The following is a 25828-nucleotide window of genomic DNA, read 5'->3' on the forward strand; positions in this document are numbered from 1 at the left end:
CGCTCAAAAGAGCAGTTATTGTTCTTACTATACCATAATTGGTTTTAGTAATTAAACCACTGCTCTTTATCACAATTATTATTTCTTGTCTTTATCAGGGTCTACTTCGGAAAAGTCACCGTCAACTGTATTGTCGTCGCCTGACTTCTTGCCATCAGTTGAACCTGTACCAGTAGCACCTTTATCGCCACCAGCTTGTTGTTGTGCTTGTTGAGCTTGTTGATAAAGTTTTACAGACAAGTCTTGAACGATCTTGTTCAAATCGTCACGTTTCTTCTTCATGTCTTCAAGATCACCTGAGTCTTGAGCTTTCTTCAAAGCATCACGAGCATCTTGGGCTTTCTTGATTTCATCGTCAGAAACTTTACCTTTAACGTCTTTTAGAGTCTTGTCAGTTGTGAACAATGTTTGTTCAACGTCGTTCTTAACATCGACTTCTTCCTTACGTTTGTTGTCTTCTTCTTCGTGTTCTTTAGCTTCCTTCATCATTTGATCGATTTCTTCATCGCTCAAACCTGATGAACTCTTGATAGTAATCTTTTGTTCCTTGTTTGTTCCCATATCCTTAGCAGATACATTAACGATACCGTTCTTATCAATATCGAATGTAACTTGGATTTGAGGTACGCCACGAGGTGCAGCAGGAATATCTGTCAATTGGAAACGACCTAAGGTCTTGTTGTCAGCAGCCATTGGACGTTCACCTTGAAGAACGTGAATATCAACAGCACTTTGATTATCAGCAGCGGTTGAGAATACTTGTGACTTGCTTGTTGGGATAGTTGTATTTCTATCGATCAACTTAGTGAAGACCCCACCCATAGTTTCGATACCAAGTGATAGTGGAGTAACATCTAGTAAAACAACGTCTTTAACATCACCGGAGATAACACCACCTTGGATAGCAGCACCAAGAGCAACGGCTTCATCAGGGTTGATTGAGTGATCTGGAGCTTTGCCAGTCCATTTAGCAACAGCATCTTGAACGGCAGGGATACGTGTTGAACCACCATTTAGGATAACCTTGTCGATATCTGAAGTAGTCAAGCTAGCATCTTTCAAAGCATTGTCAACTGGAATCTTTGTTCTTTCAACTAAGTCTGAAGTTAATTCATCGAACTTAGCACGTGATAATGTTTCTTCCAAGTGAAGTGGACCATTAGCACCTGATGAAATAAATGGAAGACTGATTGATGTTTGAGCAACACCTGATAAGTCTTTCTTAGCCTTTTCGGCTGCATCCTTTAATCTTTGTAGAGCCATCTTATCTTGACTCAAATCAACGCCATTCTTAGCCTTGAATTGTTCAACTAACCAGTCGATGATCTTTTGGTCAAAATCATCACCACCAAGGTGTGTATCACCATTTGTTGAAAGTACTTCAAAGACACCGTCACCTAATTGAAGTACGGAAACATCAAATGTACCACCACCAAGGTCGTAAACAAGGATCTTTTCGTCACCCTTATCATTATCTAGACCATAAGCAAGTGCTGAAGCTGTTGGTTCGTTAACGATACGTTGAACGTTTAATCCAGCAATCTTACCAGCATCTTTAGTAGCTTGTCTTTGTGAATCATTGAAGTATGCAGGAACCGTAATAACAGCATCTGTAACCTTTTCACCTAAGTAGTCTTCTGAGAACTTCTTGATATGTTGCAAGATGAAAGCTGAAATTTCTTGTGGTGTGTATGATTTGCCGGCTACAGTAACCTTGTAACCTGCTTCACCCATGTGACGCTTGATTGATGAAACTGTATCAGGGTTTGTGATAGCTTGTCTTTTGGCAACTTCACCAACTTGAATTTCACCATCTTTAAATGCAACAACTGAAGGGGTTGTTCTTGCACCTTCTGGGTTTGTAATAATCTTTGGAGAACCGCCTTCCAAAACGGCTACAGCAGAGTTTGTAGTACCTAAATCAATACCAATAACTTTAGACATAAACCTAAACCTCTTTTTAATTTTTTATTTACATATTATTGTGCAACGACGACCATTGCTGGACGTAAGACACGATCTTCAAGTTTGTATCCCTTTTGTAGGACTTGAACAACGGTATCTTTCTTGTGGTCATCATCAGCGGGGACCGTTTGAACGGCTTGAGCAACTGCAGGATCAAACTTCTCACCTGCATTGTCAATAGCCAACACATGATTGTCTTCTAAGGCTTTAACCATGTGTTGTTGAACCATCTCGATACCCTTTTTCAACTGTTTACTTGAGTCATCAGTGGCTTCAACCTTCAAAGCACGTTCCAAATTATCCAAAACCGGAAGAATTTCAGTAGCCAGTTTTTGTCCGTCATATTTAAGCATGCCAGCAACTTCTTTTTTATGACGATTATTCATATTCTGAATTTCAGCTTGGCTTCTTAAGAATTTGTCTTCCAAATCTGCATTCTTGGCTGTTAGATCCTTAATTTTTTCATCTTTGGGATCAACCTTTTTTTCGGCTGTTTTTTTCTCAGCCTTTTTGTCAGTCTTTGAAGTTTCTTCTTTAGCATTCTTCAAATCTTGATCTTTTTGTTTATCTGCCATTACTTCCTCCTAAATTTCAAGAATCATCATACCTTGAATAATAATCAATCAATCTTTTTGCTAATTCAACTCTAAATTCACCTAACAAGCCGATTAGTTGTGAATAATGCATCGTCGTTGGACCAAGTAATGCGATAACGCCTTTACCGTGATGACCAACGTCATAATTGGCAGTAATGATACTATAATTTTTCAACGCATCACTACCTAATTCACTTCCTAGACGAACTTTAATGCCGTCATCCAAAATCGAAGGATCCAATAACTTTCTCAAGTCATTACTTTGATTAATTATTGAGAACAACGATTGGACTTCTGACATATCGTCACCATTAGCATAATTCAAAAGATTCAATTGACCGTCGACATAATACTTCTCTGATTCAGCCTTCTTAAAGAGTGAATCCATCATATCCAACAAACCATCGGTTGAATACATATATTCGGAAAGAATTGCTGGGACATCGCTATGAAGCATTTGAAGAACCTTATTAAGGGGTTGTCCAACTAGCTTATCATTCACGATGTTGACGATTTTTTCAATTAATGAAGTATCAAAATCATCATCGACAGTATAAATATTATTTTCTACATTATTATCACTTGTGACAATGATTGCCATAAGTTGATGTGCGTTCAAAGGGACGATTCTAAATCCAGTCAAACGGATCGAACTACTTTCTGGTCCCAATGTAATTGCGGTGTAGCTGGTCAAATGAGATAAGATCTTAGCGGATTGTTCGATAATATCACCAATTTGATGATAAGTTTTACCGAAATCTTCATCGATTCTTTGGGCAATATCTTGTGGCACACTAGTTGGTTGTACCAGATGATCAAGATAATAGCGATATCCCATTGCTGAAGGAATTCTGCCTGAAGAAAGATGAGTCTTCTCGAGATACCCAACTTCTTCAAGCATTGCCATTTCGTTTCTGATTGTCGCAGAACTTACATGAAATGGTAATTCATTCATCAATGTCTTCGACCCAACCGGCTGGCCGGTATCTGTAAATATGCGCACGACTTCTCTCAAGATTGCATCTTGACGTTGTGATAGCATTATACCGTCCTCCTTTTTAGCACTATTCATACCTGAGTGCTAACAATGTAAAATATAACAATCTATCCTTATAGTGTCAAGTATGCAAGCTTATTTTTCATAATTATTTCCATAAAACTTTTCATTTTTGTGAATAACGAAAAAAAGACCCTTTTGACCAATGCCATAAGTCCCCTTTTATAAAATTTTTAATGAGTTGGCCTTATCTAGTTCAAGCTGTTCGATCAAACCTTGTGCGCTATCAAACTTCACTTCTCCACGCAAATACTTGATCCATTCAATCACGACTGCTTGACCATAAATTTCCTGATTGAAATCGAAAATATTGGTTTCGATAGTAATACCAGTATTTTCCTTAAAGGTTACATTATAGCCCACGGAAGTCATTGAATTGTACCAAACTCCTGCAACCTTTATCCTTGTAGCATAAACACCGATCGAAGGAATCACTTGCTCTCCTTCAACTGCAATATTTGCCGTTGGATAACCTAAAGTTCGTCCACGTTGCAATCCGTGAATAACTTTTCCTTGATTTTGATACTTATAACCTAAGAATTTATTAGCCTCTTCAATTTTATCGTCAGTAATAAATTTCTTAATAGCACTCGAACCGATTTTTTGACCATCAATCAACTGTTCTGGCACCATCACCGTTTCAAAATTGCCTTTCGAGTAATTGGGCAAATTAGCCATGTTAGCAATATCTTTTTTGCCATAAGTATAGTCAAAGCCTGCCACAACATATTTTGCTTTGAAATCAATCATGTAGTAGTCAACGAATTCTTGCGGCTTCAAGTGTGCAAAGTCAGGTGTGAATTTAACAAAATACAAATAATCGACGCCCAACGATTCAACTAATTCAGCTTTTCTACCCCTTGTTGAAAGATATCTAAAATTAGTTTCATGTTGATAAACAGTTCTTGGTGAACGATCAAAGGTCAATAAAGCTGATTTCAGATTATGCTCCTTAGCAATTTTGACACCGGTTTTAATAACTTTTTGATGACCTAAATGTACCCCGTCAAAAAAACCCATGATTAAAACTGTCGCTTCAGTTGGCAACTGTTCTTCTATTAGCGGATGTTTAACATTAATAATCTGCATAATTACCCTCTTCTACTTATTGTTCAGTAACATCAAATCTGGAATCCACATATTTCTAACTTTATCATACTTGTAAAGTGCCTTAGTGACGCCATTTCTTTGCACGCGTAATTGTTTTGCTTTATCAGAATCAACATCTTCAACTTCTAAGAATCCGCCATGGCTGACCCGAACATCCCACTGCTCATCATTCAATTCTAAACTAGGCAAATCTTTTAAAACCTCATCAATTGATTTCAAGAAACTGTAATCTTTTTTTGCCATCATTTCTTCGATTTTACCCAGAGTAAAGGTTTCTTCAATTGGAAAGCCAGCACTTTTTACTCGAGTCAATTGTGACATAAAAGCCGGATATCCTAATAATCTACCAAATTCTACCGCCAAAGTTCTTACATAAGTTCCCTTTGAACATTTAACATGAAATCTGATGGTTTGATAGCTCATAGTCTCGTCAAAAACTGGTTCTGAAGTCATTGAAAAACTATAAATATGAATTTCACGAACTGGTCTTTCTACTTCAATACCGGCTCTAGCGTATTCGTAAAGTTTCTTACCATTCACGCGCACCGCTGAAAACATTGGCGGAATCTGTTTTAAATCGCCAGTCATTTGTTGAAAGATTTTCTCCAATTCTTCATCAGTAAATGGCTTTGATAACTTCTTCTCCTCAACTGTCTCACCTTCACGGTCCTCAGTTGTCGTTGATCGTCCTAAAGTAATCTCACCAGCATATTCTTTAGGTGAACTAGTCAAAGTATTAACTAACTTAGTCGCTTGTCCAACACAAATTGGCAAAACCCCATCAACCAAGGGATCTAAAGTTCCCGTATGGCCAATCTTTCTAGTGTGTAAAATTTTTCGTAATTTATATACATAATCTGAACTAGTTTGTCCGATTTCTTTATTTAATGGAATTACTCCGTCCATAATTGATCTCCGTCTTTTCATAATATCAGTAATAATTTTACTAGTCTTCGTTAATAATAGGAAGTTTTCCAAAAAAAAACAGGCAAGAAAAAAATTCTTACCTGCTAATTTTAACGATTAGCCTCGTCTTGATGCAATTTAGCAATCAATTTATCAATCTTTTCTCCGTAACGAACTGATTGATCTTGTTTGAATTCAAGTTCAGGAACTTTATACAAAGTCAATTTTTGACCTAATTCACGACGAATCAATCCCTTAGCTTTATCTAGTCCTGCTTGAGTTTTTTCAACATCACTAGCTTTTTCAGAAAGAATACTGTAATAAATTGTTGCTTGTTGCAAATCACCGGTCATTTCAACACCTGTAACTGTAACACCTTGAACTCTTGGATCACGTACACGTTTAAGAAGAATGTCGTTGACTTCTTTTTGAATTTCTTGTTCAACACGACCTATACGATGTTTTACCATAATTGTACCTCCATTAATTTTCAAACTATTTCTAGTTTACTTGTCATCTTTTAATCATCACTGCTTGATTATATCACATTACTTTGTCAAAAAAATAAAGTCAAAATGTTTCAAAAACATTCTGGCTTTATTAATAATTAACTATTTAACTGGAACTTGTTCCATAACGTAGACTTCGATTTCATCACCGATCTTAATATCGTTATAGTTTTCGATTGTGATACCACATTCGAATCCTGAACCGACTTCCTTAACGTCATCTTTGAAACGTTTTAGAGAAGCTAATTTACCTTCAGTAACAACGATACCGTCTCTAACAAGTCTTACACCACTATCACGTTGAACCTTACCGCTGTTTACATAACAACCAGCGATAGTACCAATCTTCGATACATTGTAAGTTTCACGAACAGTCAAGTTACCAATAACTTTTTCTTCGTAAACTGGTTCCAACATACCTTTCATAGCAGCTTCGATTTCGTCGATAGCCTTATAAATAACTCTGTGAAGACGGATATCAACATTTTCATCCTTAGCTTGAACCTTGGCTTGAGCAGTTGGACGAACATTAAATCCAATGATGATAGCGTTACTTGCAGCAGCTAAGTTAACATCACTTTCAGTAATAGCACCAACGGCAGAGTGAATAATATTGACACGAACACCTTCGACTTCAATCTTCTTCAAACTTCCAGCAATGGCTTCAGCAGAACCTTGAACATCGGCTTTGATAATAACGTCGACTTGTTTAAGTTCTCCTTCTTTCATTGTTTCGAATAAGTTATCAAGTGTTACAGGGTTAGTATTTTGACGTTCCTTTTGAAGGGCACGACTAGCACGCTCTTCACCAGCAGCACGAGCAGTCTTTTCATCATCGAAGACAACGAATTTATCCGCTGATTCAGGAACTTCATTAAGTCCTGTGATCTCAACTGGTTCTGATGGTTTAGCACTCTTTATATTTTTACCGTTGTAATTGGTCATAGTTCTAACACGACCAAAAGTATTACCAACAACGATTGGATCCCCAACATGTAATGTACCTTGTTGATCTAACAAAGTAGCCACTGGTCCACGACCCTTATCCAACTTAGCTTCAATAACAGTACCGATAGCTTTTTTTTTAGGGTTAGCTTTTAGTTCTAGCACATCAGCTTCTAGTAAGATCATTTCTAGCAATTCATCAATATTTGTACCCATCTTAGCAGAAATATTAACGAAGATCGTATCCCCACCGTAAGCTTCAGGAACTAAGTCATATTGCATTAGTTCTTCAGTTACATGTTGTGGGTTAGCACCTGGTTTATCGATCTTATTGATAGCTACGATAATTGGATCATTTGCAGCCTTAGCGTGGTTAATAGCTTCAATTGTCTGTGGCATAACACCATCATCAGCAGCAACAACTAAAACGACGATATCAGTAATATCAGCACCACGAGCACGCATATTAGTAAAGGCAGCGTGTCCTGGAGTATCCAAGAACGTAATCAATCTATCCTTTAGACGAACTTGGTAAGCACCGATATGTTGAGTAATACCACCAGCTTCACCGGCAGTAACATGAGTGTGTCTTAAATGATCAAGCAAGGTTGTCTTACCATGATCAACGTGACCCATGATTGTAACTACTGGTGGACGTGTAACAAGATTTTCTGTTGTATTAACTTCAGCATCGAAGTACTTGTCGATATCGGCAACATCTTCTTCAACCTTTTCTTGTGACTTAATACCATAATCCTCAGCCAACAATTCAATCGTGTCTTTATCCAATGACTTATTTTGGTTGATCATAATACCAAGCATAAAGAGCTTCTTAACAATTTCTGCTGGCTCTCTGTGAATCAACTTACCAATATCTTGAGCGTTCATACCAACTGTATAAATCAGTGTTTCTGGTAATGGACGTTCCTTTCTTTGTGGCATTGGTTTCTTAGGTTCAGTACGTTGACGTTGCTGACGTTTACGTTCTTTCTTCTTCTTACGACTACCAAATGGATTAGCAAGATTTTGCTTGTGACCAAAATCACGGTTATTGTTAGTTGGTTTTGGCTTCTTGTACTCTGGCTTTGGAACATTAACATTAGCTACTGTTGCTTTAGGAGTTTCCTTAGCCTTGGCAGCTGCATTGTTGTTATGGTTAGGTCTTCTGTTTTGATTTTGGTTGTTGCGATTATTTGAATTATGGTTGTTATTATTTTTTCTGTTATAACGATTGTTATTCTCGTTATTATTGTTAGGACGATGATTGTTTCTATGAGCATTTTCACTATTGTTAGTGTGGTTATTGTTAGAACGATTATTACGATTTCTAGTTGGATGACTAGGAATACGACTAGCATCAGCGATGTTGGTCTTGAATTGTTCTAGATACTTGTTACCAGCACTTTGTCTTGGACGTGGAGCTTGTCCTTGCACATTTGAACGATCACGTCGGTTGTTATTGTTGCGATTGCGATTATTGTTACGATTTTCGCCATTGCGGTTGTTGCGTGGTTCATTGTTACGATTACGGTTATCACGATTTTGTGAATTACGGTTATCGTTTCTATTGCCATTGCTATTGTGATTGTTTGAATTTTGAGAATTGTTGCCATTATTTGGACGATGATAGTTACCACTATTGCTGTTTGGACGATTACTGTTGGAGTTGTGATTATTATTACGATGGTCAAAGTGACCTTTACCCTTATTAGTATCTCTTCTTACAGCAGTAATCTTGATTTTAGTTTTGTGATCACCTGAATTGTGATTACTACCTTCGCGTTTTTCACCAGTCTTAGGTTGTGCTTTAGATTGATTCTGTTGAGCTTTAACAGGCTTTTTACCAACTTTTAAGCTGTTAACGATTTTCTTTTCTACACTTTCATCTACTGATGACATATGGTTTTTCACATCAATGCCCAATTTTGCAGCGGCATCTAGTACTACTTGATTCTCAACACTATTTTCTTTTGCAATAGTATAAATTCTTTTTTTGACCATCCTATCACTCTCCTTAATTGTCCATAAGTTCTTTTAACCTTTTAGCAAATCCAAAATCTGTTATTCCCATAACTTTTCTGTCTTTTCCAATAGCCGTTTTTAATTCTTCACTACTTATCGTATCTATCACAGGTACATTATAATAACTTGCCTTATTGTGCAAATCTTTTTTTGTTCGAGCACTACAATCTTGCGCCATGATAACGAGTTTTACCTCACCACTGCGCATTCCATTAATAGTCAGTTCGGTCCCACTAATAAATTTTCGAGCTCTAACTGCAATACCTAAGAAATTTAAAAAGTTTTTCATTAATGTTTCTTGCCTAAATCTCCAAATAAGTCCATACGAGCTTTTTGGTGATCTACGAATTCAAATAGTTCATCATAAAAATCCTCTGGAACTGCATGTGAAAATACTTTTTCCAGAATTTTTTTCGATTTAGCATTTTTAACGGCTTCTGGATCTAGACCTACATAAGCACCACGACCGGGTTTCTTTCCAGTAGGATCAATTGAAATATTGCCTTCTTTGTCTTTGACAATTCTTACCATTTCTCTTTTTGGATACATCTTATTTGTCAAGACATCTTTACGCATAGGTATCTTACGAGTTGCCAAATCCATCACCCCTTTTTTAATTTTCTGAATCAGAATCGTCGTCTACATCGTTTGAATCATTTTCATCATCATCTTGTGCAGCGGGATTCTTGGCATCGTCTGCATTAGCAGCATTTTCACGAGTCTTTTCTATGTCGATCTTACCACTCTCAATGTCATCTAAGTCAACATCTTCGTCGTTATCATCAACAAACTCAACTTGTGATTCTGGCTTGATATCAATCTTATATCCAGTCAACTTAGCAGCTAAACGAGCATTTTGACCTTTTTTACCAATTGCTAGTGACAAATGGTAATCAGGAACGATTACGATACATTGCTTCTTATCAGTTTCATCAAATTGAACCGCAATTACTTCTGCCGGATTCAAAGCGTTAGCAATGAAATCAACGGGATCATCAACATAAGGTACGACATCAATGTTTTCACCATTCAATTCGTCAACTACTGCTTGTACACGTGAACCCTTTGGCCCAACACAAGTACCCACTGGATCAACGTCTGGATTATCTGATTTCACAGCAATCTTAGTTCTATCACCAGCTTCACGAGCAATTGAGACGATTTCAACAGTTCCATCATAGATTTCTGGAACTTCTTGTTCAAATAATCTCTTGACCAAACCTGGATCAGTTCTAGAAACAAATACTTGTGGTCCTTTAGTAGCATTTTCAACTTTAGTTACATAAACACGAATTCTATCACGAGAATTGTACGTTTCGCCAGGCATTTGATCAGCCTTAGGCATAACTGTTTCAATACGTCCGTAAGTGATATAAACATAACGATTATCGCTACGTTCAACCGTTCCTTGAATGATTTCATGTTCATACTGACTGTATTCATTATAAATGATATCACGCTCAGCTTCACGAACACGTTGCATAATTACTTGCTTAGCAGTCTGAGCTGCAATTCGACCAAAGTCTTTAGGTGTTACTTCTTCTTTGATGTGATCGCCAATTTCATAACCTTTACTCTTTTGTTGGGCATCTTCAAGACTTACTTCGAGGCGATCATCAACGACTTCTTCGACAACTTCTTTAACCGCGTAAACATGTATATTACCCTTTTTTGCGTCAAATTCAACATCAACGTTTTGAGCTTGGTTGTAATTTCTCTTATAAGCCGCAACTAAAGCAGCTTCTAGTGATTCAATAACGTATTCTTTTTTGATACCCTTTTCGCGTTCAAGCGCATCGAGGGCTTCAACCATTTCTTTACTCATGATTTTCTCCTTAGAATTCGATTGCAAGACGAATTTTAGCGATATTTTTGCGGCTAATTTCCACTTGCTTCTTTAAATTCTTAACTTTTACGATCAAAGTTATCTCTGTATCCGTTACTTGTGTAAGTGTTCCTTCAAAAGCTTTTTCACCATTTAGTTTTTGGTATAAAGAAACATGAACATAATCATCAACGTAATTTGTTAAACTTTCATCATTCTTTAATGGACGTTCTGCACCAGGAGATGAAACTTCTAGATAGTAAGCTGGTTCGATTGGGTCCAACTCATCTAGTTTTTCTCCATATTCCTCACTAATAACGGCACAATCATCAATACTGATTCCACCCTTTTTATCTGCATAAACTCTCAAATACCAATCCCCATGTTCATGCACGAGTTCTAAATCAACTAAAAAGAAATCGTGTTGTTCCAAAATGGGTTGTAAAATGGCTTTTAATTCTTCAACTTTTGTATCCAAGGACATTCCTCCAAAGTAATCGGCAATAAAAAGAGTGAGCATTTCTGCTCACTCATTAATCAATAATTAACTAGTAGTTAATTTAACATATATTTGTTATTAAATCAACTTATAACGACCATACCTAGAATAATGATAACTGATTTTCATCTGGCATGCCATCTAAAACATGATTTTCTGTCATATATTCGATAACAGTCTTAGAAACTTTACCACGAGTACCTAAGTCTTGCTTAGATAAGAAAGGTTGTTCTTCACGTGCCGCAATGATCTGCTTAGCAACGTTATCACCTAATCCAGGAATAGCATTAAATGGTGCCAAAAGTGTTTTATCATCAATAATCTTAAATTCAAAAGCATCTGACTTTTCAATATCGACCATTTTAATCTTAAAACCACGTTCCAAACATTCATTAGCTAATTCCAAAACAGTCAATAAATTCTTTTCTTTAGTAGAAGCATCCATTCCTTTATCATTGATAGCTTTCATAGAAGCTTTGACAGCATCTTTACTTGTTGTCATCGCAACGAGATCAAAGTCATCGGCTCGAACTGTAAAGTAAGCACTGTAATAATAAAGTGGATAGTGTACTTTGAAGTATGCAATTCTTAGCGCCATGATAATGTAAGCTGTCGCGTGAGCTCGAGGGAACATATATTTGATCTTCAAGCATGATTCAATATACCAATCAGGAACATCAGCATCTTTCATAGCTTGTTTCCAATCATCAGGAATTCCTCGTCCTTTACGAACGTGCTCCATAATTTGGAAGGCCATCTGTGAATCCATACCGTAGTGGATCAAATCCATCATGATATTATCACGACAACCGATAACTTCCTTCAAAGTAACGATGCCCTTATCGATCAACTCTTCAGCATTACCTAACCAAACATCAGTCCCATGAGACAATCCAGAAATTTGTAGCAATTCAGCAAAGGTCGTTGGATGAGTTTTCTCAAGCATTCCACGAACAAATCGAGTACCGAATTCTGGCACTCCTAAAGTCCCTGTCTTTGAGAAAATCTGTTCAGGTGTAACGCCTAAGGATTTAGTTCCACTGAATAATTCCATGACCCCAGGGTCTTTGACCGGTAAAGTCTTAGGATCAATTCCTGACAAATCTTGGAGCATACGAATCATAGTTGGGTCATCATGTCCCAGAATATCCAATTTCAAAATATTATCGTGAATTGAATGGAAATCAAAGTGAGTTGTCTTCCAAGCAGCATTTTGGTCATCGGCTGGATATTGAATCGGCGTAAAATCAAAAATATCCATATAGTCTGGCACAACAATGATACCAGCCGGATGTTGCCCAGTAGTTCTTTTGACACCAGTTGAGCCCATAGCTAGGCGTTCTTCTTCAGCGTTACGAAGATTTTGACCGGTTAACTCTTCATAATTTTTTACGTAACCAAACGCAGTTCGATCAGCAATCGTACCAATCGTTCCGGCTCTAAATACGTGATCTTCACCAAATAGTACTTTAGTATAATTGTGAGCTACTGGTTGGTAGTCACCAGAGAAGTTCAAATCAATATCAGGAACCTTATCACCTTTAAATCCTAAGAAAGTTTCAAATGGAATATCTTGACCATCTTTTTTAAGATCAGTGCCACATTTAGGACACTTCTTATCCGGCAAATCATACCCTGAACCAACTTCACCTTTAGTAAAGAATTCAGAATATTTACATTTAGGACAACGATAATGCGGTGGCAAAGGATTAACTTCGGTGATTCCGGTCATCGTCGCAACAAAACTTGAACCAACAGAACCACGAGAACCAACTAAGTAACCATCCTTATTTGACTTATAAACTAAACGTTGTGAGATCAAATAAATAACTGAGAATCCATTACCGATAATACTCTTAAGCTCTTTATCCATTCGTTCTTGAACGATCTCTGGTAATGGATCACCGTATAATTCGTGTGCCTTATTTAAAGTCAGATTGCGAATTTCATCTTCAGCACCCTCCATTTTAGGAGTGTAGAGCTTATCTTTAACTGGTGAAATTTCTGCAATCGAATCCATGATCTTTTTAGGATTGTCAACAATGATTTCTTGTTGAGTTTGTGAATCCATATAACTAAATTCATCAAACATCTCGTTAGTTGTTCTAAATTGTACATCTGGCAACTCAGGACGACGAGCTAACGCGTTACTCTTAACAGCCTTGATGACAATATCTCGATAAACTTTGTCATGTGGATCTAAGTAATGAACATCACCGGTTGCTACGACTGGTTTATTGAGTTCTCTTCCTAGTTTGACAATATTTTTCAAAATCTCCTCAAGCGCAGTTTCGTCCTTGATGATTTTTATATCGATCAAATGTTGATACAAAGTTTTTGGCATAACTTCCAAATAATCATAATATTGAGCAAGCTCTCTAGTATCGTCATACCCTTTTTGCATCATACTAGTAAAGACTTCACCATTTTCACAAGCAGAACCTACGATGATACCTTCACGATATTTGTTCAATAATCTTCGAGGTACGCGAGCTGTTCGATAATAGTATTGCGTCATTGAATATGAAACGATTTTGAACATATTTTTCAATCCAGCTTGCGTCTTAGCCAATAAAATTGCGTGACTTGGACGAGCTTGCTTATACGCTTCATCGCCACCGATATGGTCATTTAATTGAGAAACATTATCAGTTCCAAATTTGTCTTCCAATTCTTCAAATAACTTGTACATCAAATAGCCAGTGGTTTCCGCATCGGAATCAGCTCTGTGGTGATGTTCCAAAACAATATTGTAACGTTTAGCTAATGAATCCAATTTGTGATTACGATACTCTGAATGCAAAGTCCGTGACATTTCCAAGGTATCGATCACTGGCATTGATAAACGATCTCGACCCATTCTTGTCAAAGCTGCATTCATGAAACCCATATCGAAGGTAACATTGTGACCAACTAAAATATCATCACCGATAAAGTCCATGAATTCACCAACAATTACTGATTCGTCAGGTTCATTTTCGACCATCTCTGTTGTGATACTAGTCAAGTTCGTTGTTACTTCAGACAATGGATGACCCGGATTGATAAATTTATCAAATCGATCAATCACTTGGCCATCTTTCATCTTAGTAGCACCAATTTCAATGATGGAGTCATATACTGCCGATAAACCAGTTGTTTCGGTATCAAAAATAACATATTCAGAACCAGCTAATTTTTGATCACGAAGATTGTAAGCAATCGGATTACCTTCATCAACTAAATCAATCTCGACACCATAAGCTATTTTGATGCCAAACTTTTTACCAGCATTAAAGGCTTCAGGGAATGCTTGTAAGGCATGATGATCTGTTATAGCGATCCCAGTTTGTCCCCAGTCACTAGCACGTTTGATTAGATCAGTTGCACTAGGAATAGCATCCATTTGACTCATATTCGTGTGAGCGTGCAATTCAATTCGCTTGTTGTCATCTTCAGCGGTATCTTGTCTTGGTTGATGTTTGATAACATTAATATCATTTGCCATGATAACTAGTTCACGTGAGAAATTATCTTCTTGAACACTACCGCGAACTCTGATCCAAGCGCCCTTGTCTAAGGAATTAAAGAAGTTCTCATCATCTTCACCATTTGAGAATTTTTTGATACTAAATGATGATGTATAGTCAGTAACTTTCAAAATCAACAATGAACGGCCTGACTTCAGTTTTCTGACATCAATATCAAAAACATAGCCTTCAACGACTTTGTTTCTTTCTTCTTCAACAATATCAACCATTTGCGTGATCTCTTGATCATCAGGAATTTTCCGTCCAATTTTTGATACATTGGTTGGTTTAGCAACTTTTTTCTCACTAACTTCTTTAGCCTTGGCTTGGAATTGTTTGTTCTTTTCCACGTTCATGGCTTTCATCGCAGCTTCTTTTTCTTGATTCTTCGATTCATCGATATTAGCTCTGATTCTAAAATCGGGAAAACCTAAACTGCTATATTCTGACTGTAAGCCGTTGACCAATTTTCCATCAACAATATCAGCCATGAAACTATTAGAAACGTCCAAAAAAACTTGACCATTTTCTATATGCGGCGGCGTTTGACTGATTTTATCCAAAACCATTGGTGATTCGACACTGCAATCATTCAAGACGTAATTCCAATAATCAGTAATGTCTTTTTGTTTTAATTGTGCATGGGTAGTTTTGATTTCAAAATTTACCTGCGCAATACCTTGAAAACTAGCCTTTAACGCTTTGACAAAAGTTAGAAATTCATTAAATGGCAAAACATCTTTGAACTCAAAATAAAAAGTCCAACGTTTACTATTCTTATGAACTTCCAATTTATTCAATTTACCATCGGCAAATGAATCATTAGATTCTAATAATTGATCCAATTTGATTTGCTTAACTAGTATTTCAAAAAGTTGTTTTGTATCTGCCATATTCTACCCTTCAAAAAATAAAAAAAGGCCTAAGCCTCATTTTATGATTTTTTCTGAATCAGGTTACTGAATTCTGCCGTCACTTCCGACTAGATAACGTCTTTTATTGTTTATTTCAGATAATTATGAAACAAAGAATAAAACCACTATCCAGTCCGGAATAGCAAAGAAAATTGGCTCAGTAGTGAAATTATTCTTAGCAACTTGTTGCTTAGAATAAGGCCGAGCTTGAAGACTTTGCCCGGTTTTGGGCTTAGCAAAGGCTCCAAGTCGTGCCCACTACGTTCCAGCCAAATTTTCTTTGCTATGGAGGACGAAATCCTTCACTAACCATACTTAACTAAAAAAATCTATTTCTGATTCTTAAGCAATATTTTTACTGAATTTACTAATTCATCTTTACTTACTTCAATTGTTTCGCCAGTGCTTCTAAGCTTTAGTTCAACAATTTCGTCAGCTGCCTTTTTACCGACAGTAATTCTAATTGGTGTACCGATCAAATCGGAGTCAGCAAACTTAACACCAGGACGTTCTTTACGATCATCGAGCAAGACATCGTAGCCTTCATTTTCTAACAATTCAACAATTTCATCACTTAATTTGCCTTGAATGTCATTGTTGTACTTGATAGGAACAACATGAACTTGATATGGAGCCAAACTTACTGGCCAAATAATACCATTTTCATCGCTGTGTTGTTCAATGATAGCTGTCAATAATCTTGAAACACCAATACCGTAACTACCCATGATGATAGGATTTGATTTACCATTTTCATCCAAGAAATTAGCACCTAAAGCTTTAGAGAACTTTGTTCCTAATTTAAAGATATGTCCAATTTCAATACCACGAGTAAATTGAATCTTACCATGACCATCTGGTGAAGTTTCACCTTCTTTGATCACACGCAAATCTCTAAATTCTGGCATTTCATCAGTGATGTCTTCAAAGTTAGCATTGATAAAGTGACGGTCTGCTTTGTTAGGTCCAACAACAAAATTTGTCAAGCCAACTAATGAGCTATCGTATAGAACTTTAACATCTTCTTTGATACCTTTAGGTCCAATGAAGCCAGGAACACTGCCAAACACGTCAGTTACTTCTTCATTAGTTGCTTCACGTAAGAAATCAGCACCTAAATAGTTTTTCAACTTAACATCATTGACATCGTAGTCACCACGAATCATAACCATAACTGGATTTTCATCAGCAATATAAGCTACAGCTTTCATGATTCTTGAAGCGTCGACTTTAAGAAGTTGAGCCAAAGCATCAATCGTATGAACGTTGGGTGTGTCGACTTCTTCCATTTCTTTCTTATCTTCAACTGGATTTTCATCCATCTTACTTGCGGCCATTTCTAGGTTAGCTGAGTAATCTGAATCATCTGAATAAGCAATTGTATCTTCACCAATATCAGCAATGGCAGAAAATTCCTTCGAATCAGTACCACCCATGGCACCAGCATCACCGATAATAACACGATAGTTCAAACCACAAGCATCAAAAATATTGCGATAAGCTTGTTCCATTTGATTGAAGATAACATCAAGTTGTTCTTTGTTAGAAGTAAATGAATAAGCATCTTGCATGATAAATTCACGACCACGCAACAAACCGTTACGAGGACGGTCTTCATCACGATACTTCATTTGAATTTGATACATAGCAATTGGCAATTTCTTATAACTATTCAAACCTTCTTTGACGATACTTGTGAAAGTTTCTTCATGTGTAGGTCCAAGAATGAAATCACGATCATGACGGTCTTTAAATTTGAAAAGATTGTCACCATAAGTTGCGTAACGACCACTTTCTTTCCAAAGATCAGCTGGCAAAATAGCTGGCATACGCATTTCAGCAGCATCGATGTCCTTCATTTGTTTTCTGATAAGTCCTTCGATCTTTTGAATTACTGACCAAGCTAATGGCAAGTAAGCATAAACACCGGCAGAGACTTGTCTGATATAACCGGCACGCAACATCAACTGATGACTGATTGCTTCAGCATCTGAAGGAGTTTGCTTTAATGTTGGAATATATAATTTTGACTGTTTCAAGTTCTTTTATCCCCCTATTTTATAAAGAAGAGCTGGATATCATTCCAGGTTACGGCAATCATTAATAGAACTAAGATTCCGACCCCAATTAAGGTAATCACATTTTCATATTGTTCTGGAATCGGTTTTCTTCTAATTGCTTCAACAATATTTAACAAGATTTTTCCACCATCCAAAGCTGGAATTGGAATCAAATTGACGATTCCGAGGTTCATTGACAGCATCGATGTGAAGAAAATAATATTGATCAAACCGGTTGAGGCGACTTTAGAAGTCATCGAATAAATTCCTACCGGACCAGATAATTGATTAATGCTAAACCCACCTGAAACCATCTTTCCTAAAGCGTGGAAAATTGTTAACGAAGTGCTCCAGCTATAAATAAAACCATATTTGATCTTGGCCATAGCAGAAGAGTCGGTTTTTTGCATAATACCGATCAAGCCATAACTTTGACCTGAAGATTTAACTGTCTTAGGCGTTACTTTGATTGTTTCAACCTTTTTACCAGATTGAACTTTCATCGTTAATTTTTTACCAGGACTATTTTGAATATTTTCTGATAAATCAGTCCAAGAAGCAGTTTTCTTCCCGTTAATACTTAAAATTTTATCGTTGGCTTTTAGACCAGCTTTTTGAGCTACTGAATCTTTTTGAATACTACCTAATTGATTTGAACCAGTCCCAACCGATCCCATCATAAAGGCAGCAATAATAGCAGCCACGATTGCTAATATAAAATTGTTAAATGGACCAGCAAAGTTTGTGATCATTCGCTTCCAGACAGAAACTGATTGCAATTGAACGTCACGAGGTGCAATCTGCACTTCTGTTCCATCTTCTTCAACAATCGTTGCATCATGATCAACAGAATACTTCTTAGTGACCGTTTCATCACCATTTTCGTATCCTTCGATTATTAAATCATCAACAAGATCAGCTTTAGAGATTTGAACTGGAACCGCGTTTGCATCATAAACCTTACTTGAAGTTATAATTTTTGTTACTTTATCGTCATCATTAATTACTAATGATGCCATCGTTCCTGGTTGAATTTCAGAATCATCTTCTTGCGCACCAGCCATGCGGACATAACCACCCAAAGGCAATAGTCTCAAAGTATAGGTCGTATGATTTTTGCGGTAAGCGACGATTTTTGGTCCCATACCAACAGAAAACTCACGAACCAAGATTCCTGATTTTTTTGCAGCATAATAGTGTCCAAATTCATGGACAATTACTAAAATTCCAAAAACGATTATAAATGTAATTATCGCGGTCATTTTAACCTCCACGAGCTAATTTAGACTAAACCAAAAATATGTAGCAATGGTAGTACGATCAACATACTATCGAAACGATCCAAGATCCCACCATGTCCAGGTAGAATATTTCCTGAATCTTTTACTTTGTAATATCTCTTATAGGCAGATTCAATTAAATCGCCCATTTGTCCCATAATTGACAAGACAAAAGCAATCATCAACATTGTCGTGATGGAATATTCTTGTGGGACAAAAATCATATAAACACCAGAAAGAATTAATGCCATAATAATACCAGCGATTGTTCCTTCCCATGTCTTGTTAGGACTGATAGCGGGCCATAATTTATGCTTACCGATCTTTCTACCAAATGTATAAGCAAAAATATCAGTTGACCAAACAACGATCAAAGCATACATCAATAAACCAAGACCTGGTTGTGAATTTCTGACAGCTGCTAAATAATGAAAACCAGTTCCGATATAAAGCATTGAAACTACTGAAACACCTGCATCTTCAAAATTAAATTTGTTCTTAGTCAAAACAGTGATGACCAACAAAATAATTGCGAAGACATAAAACAAATCAAGACGTGAGAAACTCTTTGGTAACCAACCACTATAAAAACCATTTGGTACCACCAAAGCCAACGTTCCTAAAATCGTCACTAAAAAATCGACTGAAACGATGATTCTCTTACGCATGATATAAACTTCAAATACACCGACTGCTGCTAGTGCTGCTGCTGCAACTTCTAGCCAAATTCCACCTGCAAGCAATATGGGAATAAAAATTGCTAATGCAATAACGGCAGTAATTACACGTTGTTTCATAATTTTCCCCCAAACTAACTAGACCGAACCGAAACGGCGATCTCTTCTATCGAATTCTTGAATATCCTCAATCAAATTATCAACCGAATAATCAGGCCAGAGAGTTTTATCAAAGACCATTTCCGAATAGGCTAATTGCCATAACATGAAATTAGAAATTCGCTCTTCACCACTAGTTCTGATCAACAAGTCTGGGTCAGCTAACTCGCCCAACTGACTAGTTAATAATTGACTAGAAAACATTTCGTCGTCAATATCTTCTGGATCTATCAAACCATCATTTGCTTTAATTGCCAACTCTTTTGCTGCATGAACAATCTCAGCACGCCCACCATAATTAAAAGCAAAGTTGAGGATCATACCGGTATTATCCTTCGTATCCTCAACTGCTTTCATAACTACTTTTCTCGTTCTATCGGGCAAATGGTCCGTAAATCCGGTTACCAATACTTTAATATTTTCTTTGATTAAATCAGGCATAAACGTCCCAAAAAAGTCAACCGGTAGACGCATCAAAAAATTAACTTCTTTGCTAGGTCGACTCCAATTTTCAGTTGAAAAGGCATAAAGGCTCAAGACTTTAACGCCTAAATGACTAGCAGCAGTAGCAATTGTTTTGACATTGTTCATGCCTTCTTTATGTCCAGCGATTCTTGGTTGACCTAATTTTTTAGCCCAACGACCGTTCCCATCCATAATGATTGCTACATGCTTTGGAATCGAAGCTTCTGGATCTAATCTCTTCCTAATATCCTCTGTCATAAATTAGCCTTCAGTAATTTCCTTTTCCTTATCTGCAGCTAGTTTATCCATTTGAGCAATGGCATCATCAGTAACTTTTTGAACGTCTTTTTCCAAAGCACGCAATTCATCTTCAGTGATGTCATTGTCCTTTTCTTGTTTCTTCAAATCATCCATAGCTTCACGACGAACGTTTCTAACAGCAATACGTCCACTTTCAGCTTCCTTACCTACTTGTTTAGCAATTTCTTTTCTACGTTCACCAGTAAGTTGTGGGATAACCAAGCGAATAACGGTACCGTCATTAGCTGGGTTTAACCCCAAATCTGAAGAGTTGATAGCATGTTCAATGTCATCTAGTGATGATTTGTCATAAGGTGTGATCATCAAAACACGTGCTTCAGGAATATTGATAGAAGCAACTTGATTCAATGGTACTTCTGTACCGTAATACATAACTTTAACGTTACTCAAAATTGAAGCATTAGCCTTACCGGCACGAATATTAGCTAGTTCACGACTTAAAACGTCAACTGACTTAGACATATTCTCTTTTGCTTTTGTAATAGCTTTATTTGTCATCATTACCACCCTTTATAATTGTTCCAATATTTTCTCCTTGAACAACCTTCTTAATATTTTCAGGTTTATTCAAGTTGAAGACGATCAATGGAATATTGTTATCCATTGACAATGAAGAAGCTGTTGTATCCATAACACCGAGATTCTTATTGATAATATCAAGTTGTGACAATTCTGAATACTTCTTAGCATTTGGATCCTTCTTAGGATCAGCTGAATAAACTCCATCAACATCATTCTTAGCCATCAAAATAACGTCAGCTTCGATTTCAGCAGCACGTAATACTGAAGTAGTATCAGTTGAGAAGTATGGATTACCAGTTCCACCAGCAAAGATAACTACACGGCCCTTTTCTAAATGTCTAACGGCTCTTCTTCTAATATATGGTTCTGCAACTTGACGCATTTCGATTGAAGTTTGCACACGAGTTGGTACACCAATATTTTCCAAACCATCTTGTAATGCTAGACCATTCATAACTGTAGCCATCATACCCATGTAATCTGCTTGAGCACGATCCATACCCATTTCAGCACCAGTTTCGCCACGCCAGATGTTTCCACCACCACAAACAATGGCAACCTCAACACCTAAATCGTGAACACTTTTGATTTGTTCAGCGATTTTTTTAATAACTGGGGGATTAATGCCAAATCCTTTTTCTCCAGCTAAAGCTTCACCAGAAACTTTTAAAATAATTCTTTTATACTTGATATTAGGCATAAGTACTCTCCTTTAATTTTGCTATTAAACATTTTAACATATTAGAAACACTAAATTTATCTAAACACTATTTTTAAATAAAATTTGACAGGATACAACCCTTTATACAAAGAAAAGGTCGTTTAATTCAAATTGAATTAAGCGACCTTTCTCGAAATTGTTAAAAAATTACTTCATTTGGTTCTTTACTTCTTCAGCAAAGTCTTCTTGTTTCTTTTCGATACCTTCGCCAACTTCGTAACGAACGAATGAAACTAACTTACCATTCTTTGATTCAACAAATTGTTGAACTGTCATATCTGAATCCTTAACGAATTCTTGGTCAGCCAAACTAATTTCTGACAAGAATTTGTTTAGACGACCTTCAACGATTCTAGGAATGATCTTTTCAGGTTTACCTTCAGCCTTTGTTTCTTCAGTGAAGATAGCTTTTTCATGTTCTAGACGATCTGCAGGAACTTGATCACGGTCCATGAATTCAGGATTGATAGCTGCAACATGCATAGCAACGTCTTTAGCAGTAGCCTCATCAGCACCTTCAAGAGTAACGATAGCACCGATCAAACCACCATTGTGTAGGTATGAACCGAATACTTGTGAGTCAGTCTTGTCAAGAACCTCAAAACGTCTCAATGAGATCTTTTCACCGATAACAGCTGTTAAGCCAGTGATAGCTTCGTTGATTGTTTGGTCACCCATCTTAAGTTCCAAAGCTTCGTCCATTGTCTTTGGTTCATTTTCAACGATAGCTTTACCAATACTATTTACTAAATTGATAAACTTATCGTTTGATGAAACAAAGTCAGTTTCTGAGTTAACTTCGATGATAGCAGCTTTGTTACCTGAGATTTCGATATGTGTCAAACCTTCAGCAGCAACGTTACCACTCTTCTTGGCAGCCTTAGCAATACCCTTTTCACGAAGTTTGTCGATAGCTTCTTGCATATTACCGTCAGCAGCAACCAATGCTTTCTTAGCATCCATCATACCAACGCTTGTCTTATCACGTAATTCTTTAACTTGAGCAGCAGTAATTTTAGCCATTAGTAATCCTCCAGTCGTATAAATAAAGCCATCTTACTCAGATGACTCTATTTTACGTTTATTATTTTAATTATTTGTTATCTTCGCTTGTGTTCTTAGCTTGTGCTAAATCTTCAATAGATTTTGCATCAGCAGCATCAGAATTTTCGTCGTTGTTGTCATCCTTAGCAAAGTCTGCATCTGTAACAGCTTCTTCACCTTGTTTACCTTCAACGATAGCATCAGCCATCTTAGATGTGATTAATCTAACGGCACGGATAGCATCATCGTTTGAAGGAATGATAACATCGATAGGATCTGGATCTGTATTTGTATCAACCATAGCTACGATAGGAATGTTAAGTTTCTTAGCTTCGTTAACAGCAATGTTTTCCTTGTGAGGATCAACAATAAACATAACATCTGGGATTCTTGGCATATCTTCGATACCACCAAGGAATCTTTCTAGCTTAGCTTGTTGCTTTTGTAGTAAAGCAACCTCTTTCTTAGGTAGACGTTCAAAAGTACCATCTTCAGCCATTGCCTTGATGTCCTTTAATCTCTTGATACGTTTTTGGATTGTGTTCCAGTTAGTCAAAGTTCCACCTAACCAACGGTGGTTAACGTAGTATTGACCGGCACGCGTAGCTTCTTCAGCAACAGCGTCTTGGGCTTGTTTCTTTGTACCAACGAATAGGAAAATTCCATCATCACCGGCAACAGCCTTCATATAGTTGTATGCATCGTCAATCATGCGTACTGTTTTTTGTAAATCAATGATGTAAATACCATTTCTTTGTGTAAAGATAAATGGCTTCATCTTAGGGTTCCATCTTCTTGTTTGGTGACCGAAATGTACACCGGCTTCAAGAAGTTGTTTCATAGAAATAACTGACATAAAAAGTTCCTCCTGGTTTTTACCTCCACTTAAGTCTTATTCAACCAAAACGCGACTCGCGCACCATCAGTTGAATCGTTAAGTGTGTGTATTCAATACGGTTTAATATTATAAATGAGGACCACTATTTAATCAAGTAGTCCCGCCAATTTATTCCATGACTTTTTAAGAGCTGTTTTTTTTGTTGGCGGGTTAGCTTTTTTATGGCAATTTCACGTTTCAAAGCTGCAGACTTGTCGACCAATTCCTCGGTATACATGAGTTTAACTGGACGTCTAACTTTCGTGTACTTAGCACCTTTGCCAGCATTGTGCGTTTTTACTCTTTTTTTCACATCGTTACTAGTACCAGTGTAAAAGGTTCTGTCACTGCACAATAACATGTATACGTAGTATTTACTTTCCATTGATTATTAAATTAGCCTCTTTACTTAATTGATGATTTTCGTCATAAATAACTAAATCTGGTTCCACTCTCAAGGACGCAGTCTTAACAGTCTTGATAGCATCGACCAATACTAAATTGGCATCCTTTTTAGCAGTTGTCCTAACGAATCGTAGACGTTTAGCTTGCAACTTCTCTTTTGCCATCGTTACTAGTAAGTCACTGAGTCGTTGCGGGCGATAGACTAAATAAGCGTGAGAATTTTCTTTGAGTAAAACTTTGATAGCCGACAAAATATCTTTTAAATTAGCTTTTAGTTCGTGGCGTGCAATGGCTAAAACGGAATTGTCTTTGATTGCAGTTTGATCAGTTACTTTAAAATATGGCGGATTGCAGACGATCGTATCAACTGTATCATGGGCAATGTATTGTTGAATATTTTTTAAATCGTCATTAATCAATGTCACTTGCTTTGACAAATGGTTATCGTCAATACTTTTTTGAGCTAAATCAGATAATTGCTTTTGAATTTCAACTAAGTAAATTTTAGCGACAGTTTTACTAGCTAAAGACAATCCAATGGCTCCATTTCCTGCACATAGATCGACAACTTTGCCTTTTTTTGCGGGATTTGCGAAATTATAGAGTAAAATGGTATCAAGGTTAAATGAGTAAAGCTCCTTGTCTTGATTGATTTTGACGCCGCTGTTGGCAATCGTATCTTGAGAATTAATCGACATATTACACCTGCTTTATGGTATTTTAAATAAGTGAAAATTATTTTTGGGAGAATGAGAATTTTATGTTTTATAAAGTAATTCGTGTTTTAGTAAGAGGACTAGTTTTCCTCTTAAATGGACGTTACCACGTAGTTGGCAAAGAAAACTTGCCTGATAAGCCCTATATTCTAGTAGCACCCCACCGAACTTGGTGGGAACCAATCTTTTTTGCTTTGGTAATTTCGCCACGTGTTGCAACTTTTATGGCAAAAAAAGAACTCTTCAAGAATCCAATATTAAGATTTATCTTAGTTCACGCCCATGCCTTTCCAGTTGATCGAGAACATCCCGGTCCCTCAGTTATCAAAACACCCGTTAAAGCCTTGAAAAAAGAAGGCAAAGTTTTGATAATGTTTCCTTCAGGAACTCGTTATTCGGAAGACTTAAAAGGTGGTGCTGCTTTAATTGCAAAACTTTCTAAAGCCCCACTAGTACCATTTGTTTATCAAGGACCTTTGACTTTTGGTGGTCTTATGAAACATCAGCGAATCACCGTCGGAATCGGTCCAGAAATCGACTTTGACTTTAAAGCCAAACTGGATGAAAAGCAAACTAAACAAATTAATGAAGATATGGAAGAAGCTTGGGACAAAATCGATAACGAAATCGATCCTAGTTTTGAATATATCCCACCAAAAAAGAAACATAAATAATTATATAGACGAAAAAGACGACATTTCAAATTGAATTGTCGTCTTTTTCG

23 protein-coding genes are annotated in these 25828 nt (G+C 36.9%); 1 reads left to right on the forward strand and 22 read right to left on the reverse strand.

Annotated features, from left to right (window positions below):
• Positions 1 to 78: 78 nt before the first annotated feature.
• The 22 genes from dnaK to FC88_RS09525 form a co-directional block, all read right to left on the reverse strand.
• Positions 79 to 1944 carry a molecular chaperone DnaK gene (gene dnaK, locus FC88_RS09420; protein ID WP_057814995.1) on the reverse strand — a complete coding sequence of 622 codons (1866 nt, stop codon included), beginning with the start codon at positions 1942 to 1944 and terminating at the stop codon, positions 79 to 81.
• A gap of 35 nt (positions 1945 to 1979) precedes the next feature.
• Complete coding sequence (grpE, locus tag FC88_RS09425; RefSeq protein WP_057814998.1) at positions 1980 to 2540, reverse strand: nucleotide exchange factor GrpE; 561 nt, start codon at positions 2538 to 2540, stop codon at positions 1980 to 1982.
• Positions 2541 to 2556: 16 nt separating this feature from the next.
• On the reverse strand, positions 2557 to 3603 hold the full coding sequence (gene hrcA / locus FC88_RS09430; protein WP_057815000.1) for a heat-inducible transcriptional repressor HrcA: 1047 nt from the start codon (positions 3601 to 3603) through the stop codon (positions 2557 to 2559).
• Positions 3604 to 3780: 177 nt separating this feature from the next.
• Positions 3781 to 4707 carry a riboflavin biosynthesis protein RibF gene (gene ribF / locus FC88_RS09435; RefSeq protein ID WP_057815002.1) on the reverse strand — a complete coding sequence of 309 codons (927 nt, stop codon included), beginning with the start codon at positions 4705 to 4707 and terminating at the stop codon, positions 3781 to 3783.
• A 12-nt stretch (positions 4708 to 4719) separates the two neighbouring features.
• Positions 4720 to 5634, reverse strand: coding sequence for a tRNA pseudouridine(55) synthase TruB (truB, locus tag FC88_RS09440; RefSeq protein ID WP_057815004.1), 915 nt, complete (start codon positions 5632 to 5634; stop codon positions 4720 to 4722).
• Positions 5635 to 5744: 110 nt separating this feature from the next.
• Entirely contained in the window at positions 5745 to 6104 is a 360-nt protein-coding gene (gene rbfA, locus FC88_RS09445) for a 30S ribosome-binding factor RbfA (protein ID WP_010019505.1), read from the reverse strand.
• 141 nt (positions 6105 to 6245) lie between these two features.
• Positions 6246 to 9089, reverse strand: coding sequence for a translation initiation factor IF-2 (gene infB, locus FC88_RS09450; RefSeq protein WP_057815005.1), 2844 nt, complete (start codon positions 9087 to 9089; stop codon positions 6246 to 6248).
• 13 nt (positions 9090 to 9102) lie between these two features.
• Positions 9103 to 9399: a L7Ae/L30e/S12e/Gadd45 family ribosomal protein gene (locus FC88_RS09455; protein WP_057815008.1), complete on the reverse strand. Its 297-nt coding sequence runs from the start codon at positions 9397 to 9399 to the stop codon at positions 9103 to 9105.
• Positions 9399 to 9707, reverse strand: coding sequence for an RNase P modulator RnpM (gene rnpM / locus FC88_RS09460; protein WP_187323368.1), 309 nt, complete (start codon positions 9705 to 9707; stop codon positions 9399 to 9401). The genes FC88_RS09455 and rnpM overlap by 1 nt, the downstream gene beginning before the upstream one ends.
• Positions 9708 to 9723: 16 nt before the next feature.
• Entirely contained in the window at positions 9724 to 10935 is a 1212-nt protein-coding gene (gene nusA, locus FC88_RS09465) for a transcription termination factor NusA (RefSeq protein ID WP_057815010.1), read from the reverse strand.
• Between the two features lie 10 nt (positions 10936 to 10945).
• On the reverse strand, positions 10946 to 11419 hold the full coding sequence (rimP, locus tag FC88_RS09470; protein WP_057815158.1) for a ribosome maturation factor RimP: 474 nt from the start codon (positions 11417 to 11419) through the stop codon (positions 10946 to 10948).
• 118 nt (positions 11420 to 11537) lie between these two features.
• Positions 11538 to 15836, reverse strand: a complete 4299-nt coding sequence (locus tag FC88_RS09475) for a PolC-type DNA polymerase III (protein WP_057815012.1) — start codon at positions 15834 to 15836, stop codon at positions 11538 to 11540.
• A gap of 350 nt (positions 15837 to 16186) precedes the next feature.
• Positions 16187 to 17896, reverse strand: coding sequence for a proline--tRNA ligase (locus tag FC88_RS09480; RefSeq protein ID WP_057815015.1), 1710 nt, complete (start codon positions 17894 to 17896; stop codon positions 16187 to 16189).
• A 14-nt stretch (positions 17897 to 17910) separates the two neighbouring features.
• Positions 17911 to 19179: an RIP metalloprotease RseP gene (gene rseP / locus FC88_RS09485; RefSeq protein WP_057815018.1), complete on the reverse strand. Its 1269-nt coding sequence runs from the start codon at positions 19177 to 19179 to the stop codon at positions 17911 to 17913.
• 20 nt (positions 19180 to 19199) lie between these two features.
• Positions 19200 to 19994, reverse strand: coding sequence for a phosphatidate cytidylyltransferase (locus tag FC88_RS13170; protein ID WP_057815020.1), 795 nt, complete (start codon positions 19992 to 19994; stop codon positions 19200 to 19202).
• Positions 19995 to 20012: 18 nt separating this feature from the next.
• Entirely contained in the window at positions 20013 to 20756 is a 744-nt protein-coding gene (locus tag FC88_RS13175; protein ID WP_057815022.1) for an isoprenyl transferase, read from the reverse strand.
• Positions 20757 to 20759: 3 nt separating this feature from the next.
• Positions 20760 to 21317, reverse strand: a complete 558-nt coding sequence (frr, locus tag FC88_RS09500; protein WP_057815025.1) for a ribosome recycling factor — start codon at positions 21315 to 21317, stop codon at positions 20760 to 20762.
• Positions 21307 to 22041: a UMP kinase gene (pyrH, locus tag FC88_RS09505; RefSeq protein ID WP_010019489.1), complete on the reverse strand. Its 735-nt coding sequence runs from the start codon at positions 22039 to 22041 to the stop codon at positions 21307 to 21309. Before pyrH ends, frr begins: the two co-directional genes overlap by 11 nt.
• A 168-nt stretch (positions 22042 to 22209) precedes the next feature.
• The gene (gene tsf / locus FC88_RS09510) at positions 22210 to 23085 is read right to left on the reverse strand and encodes a translation elongation factor Ts (RefSeq protein ID WP_057815027.1); all 876 of its coding nucleotides are present in this window, start codon (positions 23083 to 23085) and stop codon (positions 22210 to 22212) included.
• A 70-nt stretch (positions 23086 to 23155) separates the two neighbouring features.
• Complete coding sequence (gene rpsB / locus FC88_RS09515; protein WP_057815029.1) at positions 23156 to 23962, reverse strand: 30S ribosomal protein S2; 807 nt, start codon at positions 23960 to 23962, stop codon at positions 23156 to 23158.
• 124 nt (positions 23963 to 24086) lie between these two features.
• Positions 24087 to 24368 carry a GIY-YIG nuclease family protein gene (locus FC88_RS09520; RefSeq protein ID WP_057815031.1) on the reverse strand — a complete coding sequence of 94 codons (282 nt, stop codon included), beginning with the start codon at positions 24366 to 24368 and terminating at the stop codon, positions 24087 to 24089.
• The gene (locus tag FC88_RS09525; RefSeq protein WP_057815033.1) at positions 24358 to 25086 is read right to left on the reverse strand and encodes a tRNA1(Val) (adenine(37)-N6)-methyltransferase; all 729 of its coding nucleotides are present in this window, start codon (positions 25084 to 25086) and stop codon (positions 24358 to 24360) included. Before FC88_RS09525 ends, FC88_RS09520 begins: the two co-directional genes overlap by 11 nt.
• A 62-nt stretch (positions 25087 to 25148) precedes the next feature.
• Between FC88_RS09525 and FC88_RS09530 the strand changes: the two genes are divergently transcribed.
• Positions 25149 to 25778, forward strand: a complete 630-nt coding sequence (locus FC88_RS09530) for a lysophospholipid acyltransferase family protein (protein WP_057815035.1) — start codon at positions 25149 to 25151, stop codon at positions 25776 to 25778.
• Positions 25779 to 25828: the final 50 nt, after the last annotated feature.

The sequence above is a fragment of the Companilactobacillus futsaii JCM 17355 genome (assembly GCF_001435505.1).
Lineage (GTDB): Bacteria > Bacillota > Bacilli > Lactobacillales > Lactobacillaceae > Companilactobacillus > Companilactobacillus futsaii.

Bases quoted from the DNA above. Each gene is read 5' to 3' on its own strand.
- dnaK (WP_057814995.1), bottom strand. From the start codon at position 1,944: ATGTCTAAAGTTATTGGTATTGATTTAGGTACTACAAACTCTGCTGTA.
- grpE (WP_057814998.1), bottom strand. From the start codon at position 2,540: ATGGCAGATAAACAAAAAGATCAAGATTTGAAGAATGCTAAAGAAGAA.
- hrcA (WP_057815000.1), bottom strand. From the start codon at position 3,603: ATGCTATCACAACGTCAAGATGCAATCTTGAGAGAAGTCGTGCGCATA.
- ribF (WP_057815002.1), bottom strand. From the start codon at position 4,707: ATGCAGATTATTAATGTTAAACATCCGCTAATAGAAGAACAGTTGCCA.
- truB (WP_057815004.1), bottom strand. From the start codon at position 5,634: ATGGACGGAGTAATTCCATTAAATAAAGAAATCGGACAAACTAGTTCA.
- rbfA (WP_010019505.1), bottom strand. From the start codon at position 6,104: ATGGTAAAACATCGTATAGGTCGTGTTGAACAAGAAATTCAAAAAGAA.
- infB (WP_057815005.1), bottom strand. From the start codon at position 9,089: ATGGTCAAAAAAAGAATTTATACTATTGCAAAAGAAAATAGTGTTGAG.
- FC88_RS09455 (WP_057815008.1), bottom strand. From the start codon at position 9,399: ATGAAAAACTTTTTAAATTTCTTAGGTATTGCAGTTAGAGCTCGAAAA.
- nusA (WP_057815010.1), bottom strand. From the start codon at position 10,935: ATGAGTAAAGAAATGGTTGAAGCCCTCGATGCGCTTGAACGCGAAAAG.
- rimP (WP_057815158.1), bottom strand. From the start codon at position 11,419: ATGTCCTTGGATACAAAAGTTGAAGAATTAAAAGCCATTTTACAACCC.
- FC88_RS09475 (WP_057815012.1), bottom strand. From the start codon at position 15,836: ATGGCAGATACAAAACAACTTTTTGAAATACTAGTTAAGCAAATCAAA.
- rseP (WP_057815018.1), bottom strand. From the start codon at position 19,179: ATGACCGCGATAATTACATTTATAATCGTTTTTGGAATTTTAGTAATT.
- FC88_RS13170 (WP_057815020.1), bottom strand. From the start codon at position 19,994: ATGAAACAACGTGTAATTACTGCCGTTATTGCATTAGCAATTTTTATT.
- FC88_RS13175 (WP_057815022.1), bottom strand. From the start codon at position 20,756: ATGACAGAGGATATTAGGAAGAGATTAGATCCAGAAGCTTCGATTCCA.
- frr (WP_057815025.1), bottom strand. From the start codon at position 21,317: ATGACAAATAAAGCTATTACAAAAGCAAAAGAGAATATGTCTAAGTCA.
- pyrH (WP_010019489.1), bottom strand. From the start codon at position 22,041: ATGCCTAATATCAAGTATAAAAGAATTATTTTAAAAGTTTCTGGTGAA.
- tsf (WP_057815027.1), bottom strand. From the start codon at position 23,085: ATGGCTAAAATTACTGCTGCTCAAGTTAAAGAATTACGTGATAAGACA.
- rpsB (WP_057815029.1), bottom strand. From the start codon at position 23,962: ATGTCAGTTATTTCTATGAAACAACTTCTTGAAGCCGGTGTACATTTC.
- FC88_RS09520 (WP_057815031.1), bottom strand. From the start codon at position 24,368: ATGGAAAGTAAATACTACGTATACATGTTATTGTGCAGTGACAGAACC.
- FC88_RS09525 (WP_057815033.1), bottom strand. From the start codon at position 25,086: ATGTCGATTAATTCTCAAGATACGATTGCCAACAGCGGCGTCAAAATC.
- FC88_RS09530 (WP_057815035.1), top strand. From the start codon at position 25,149: ATGTTTTATAAAGTAATTCGTGTTTTAGTAAGAGGACTAGTTTTCCTC.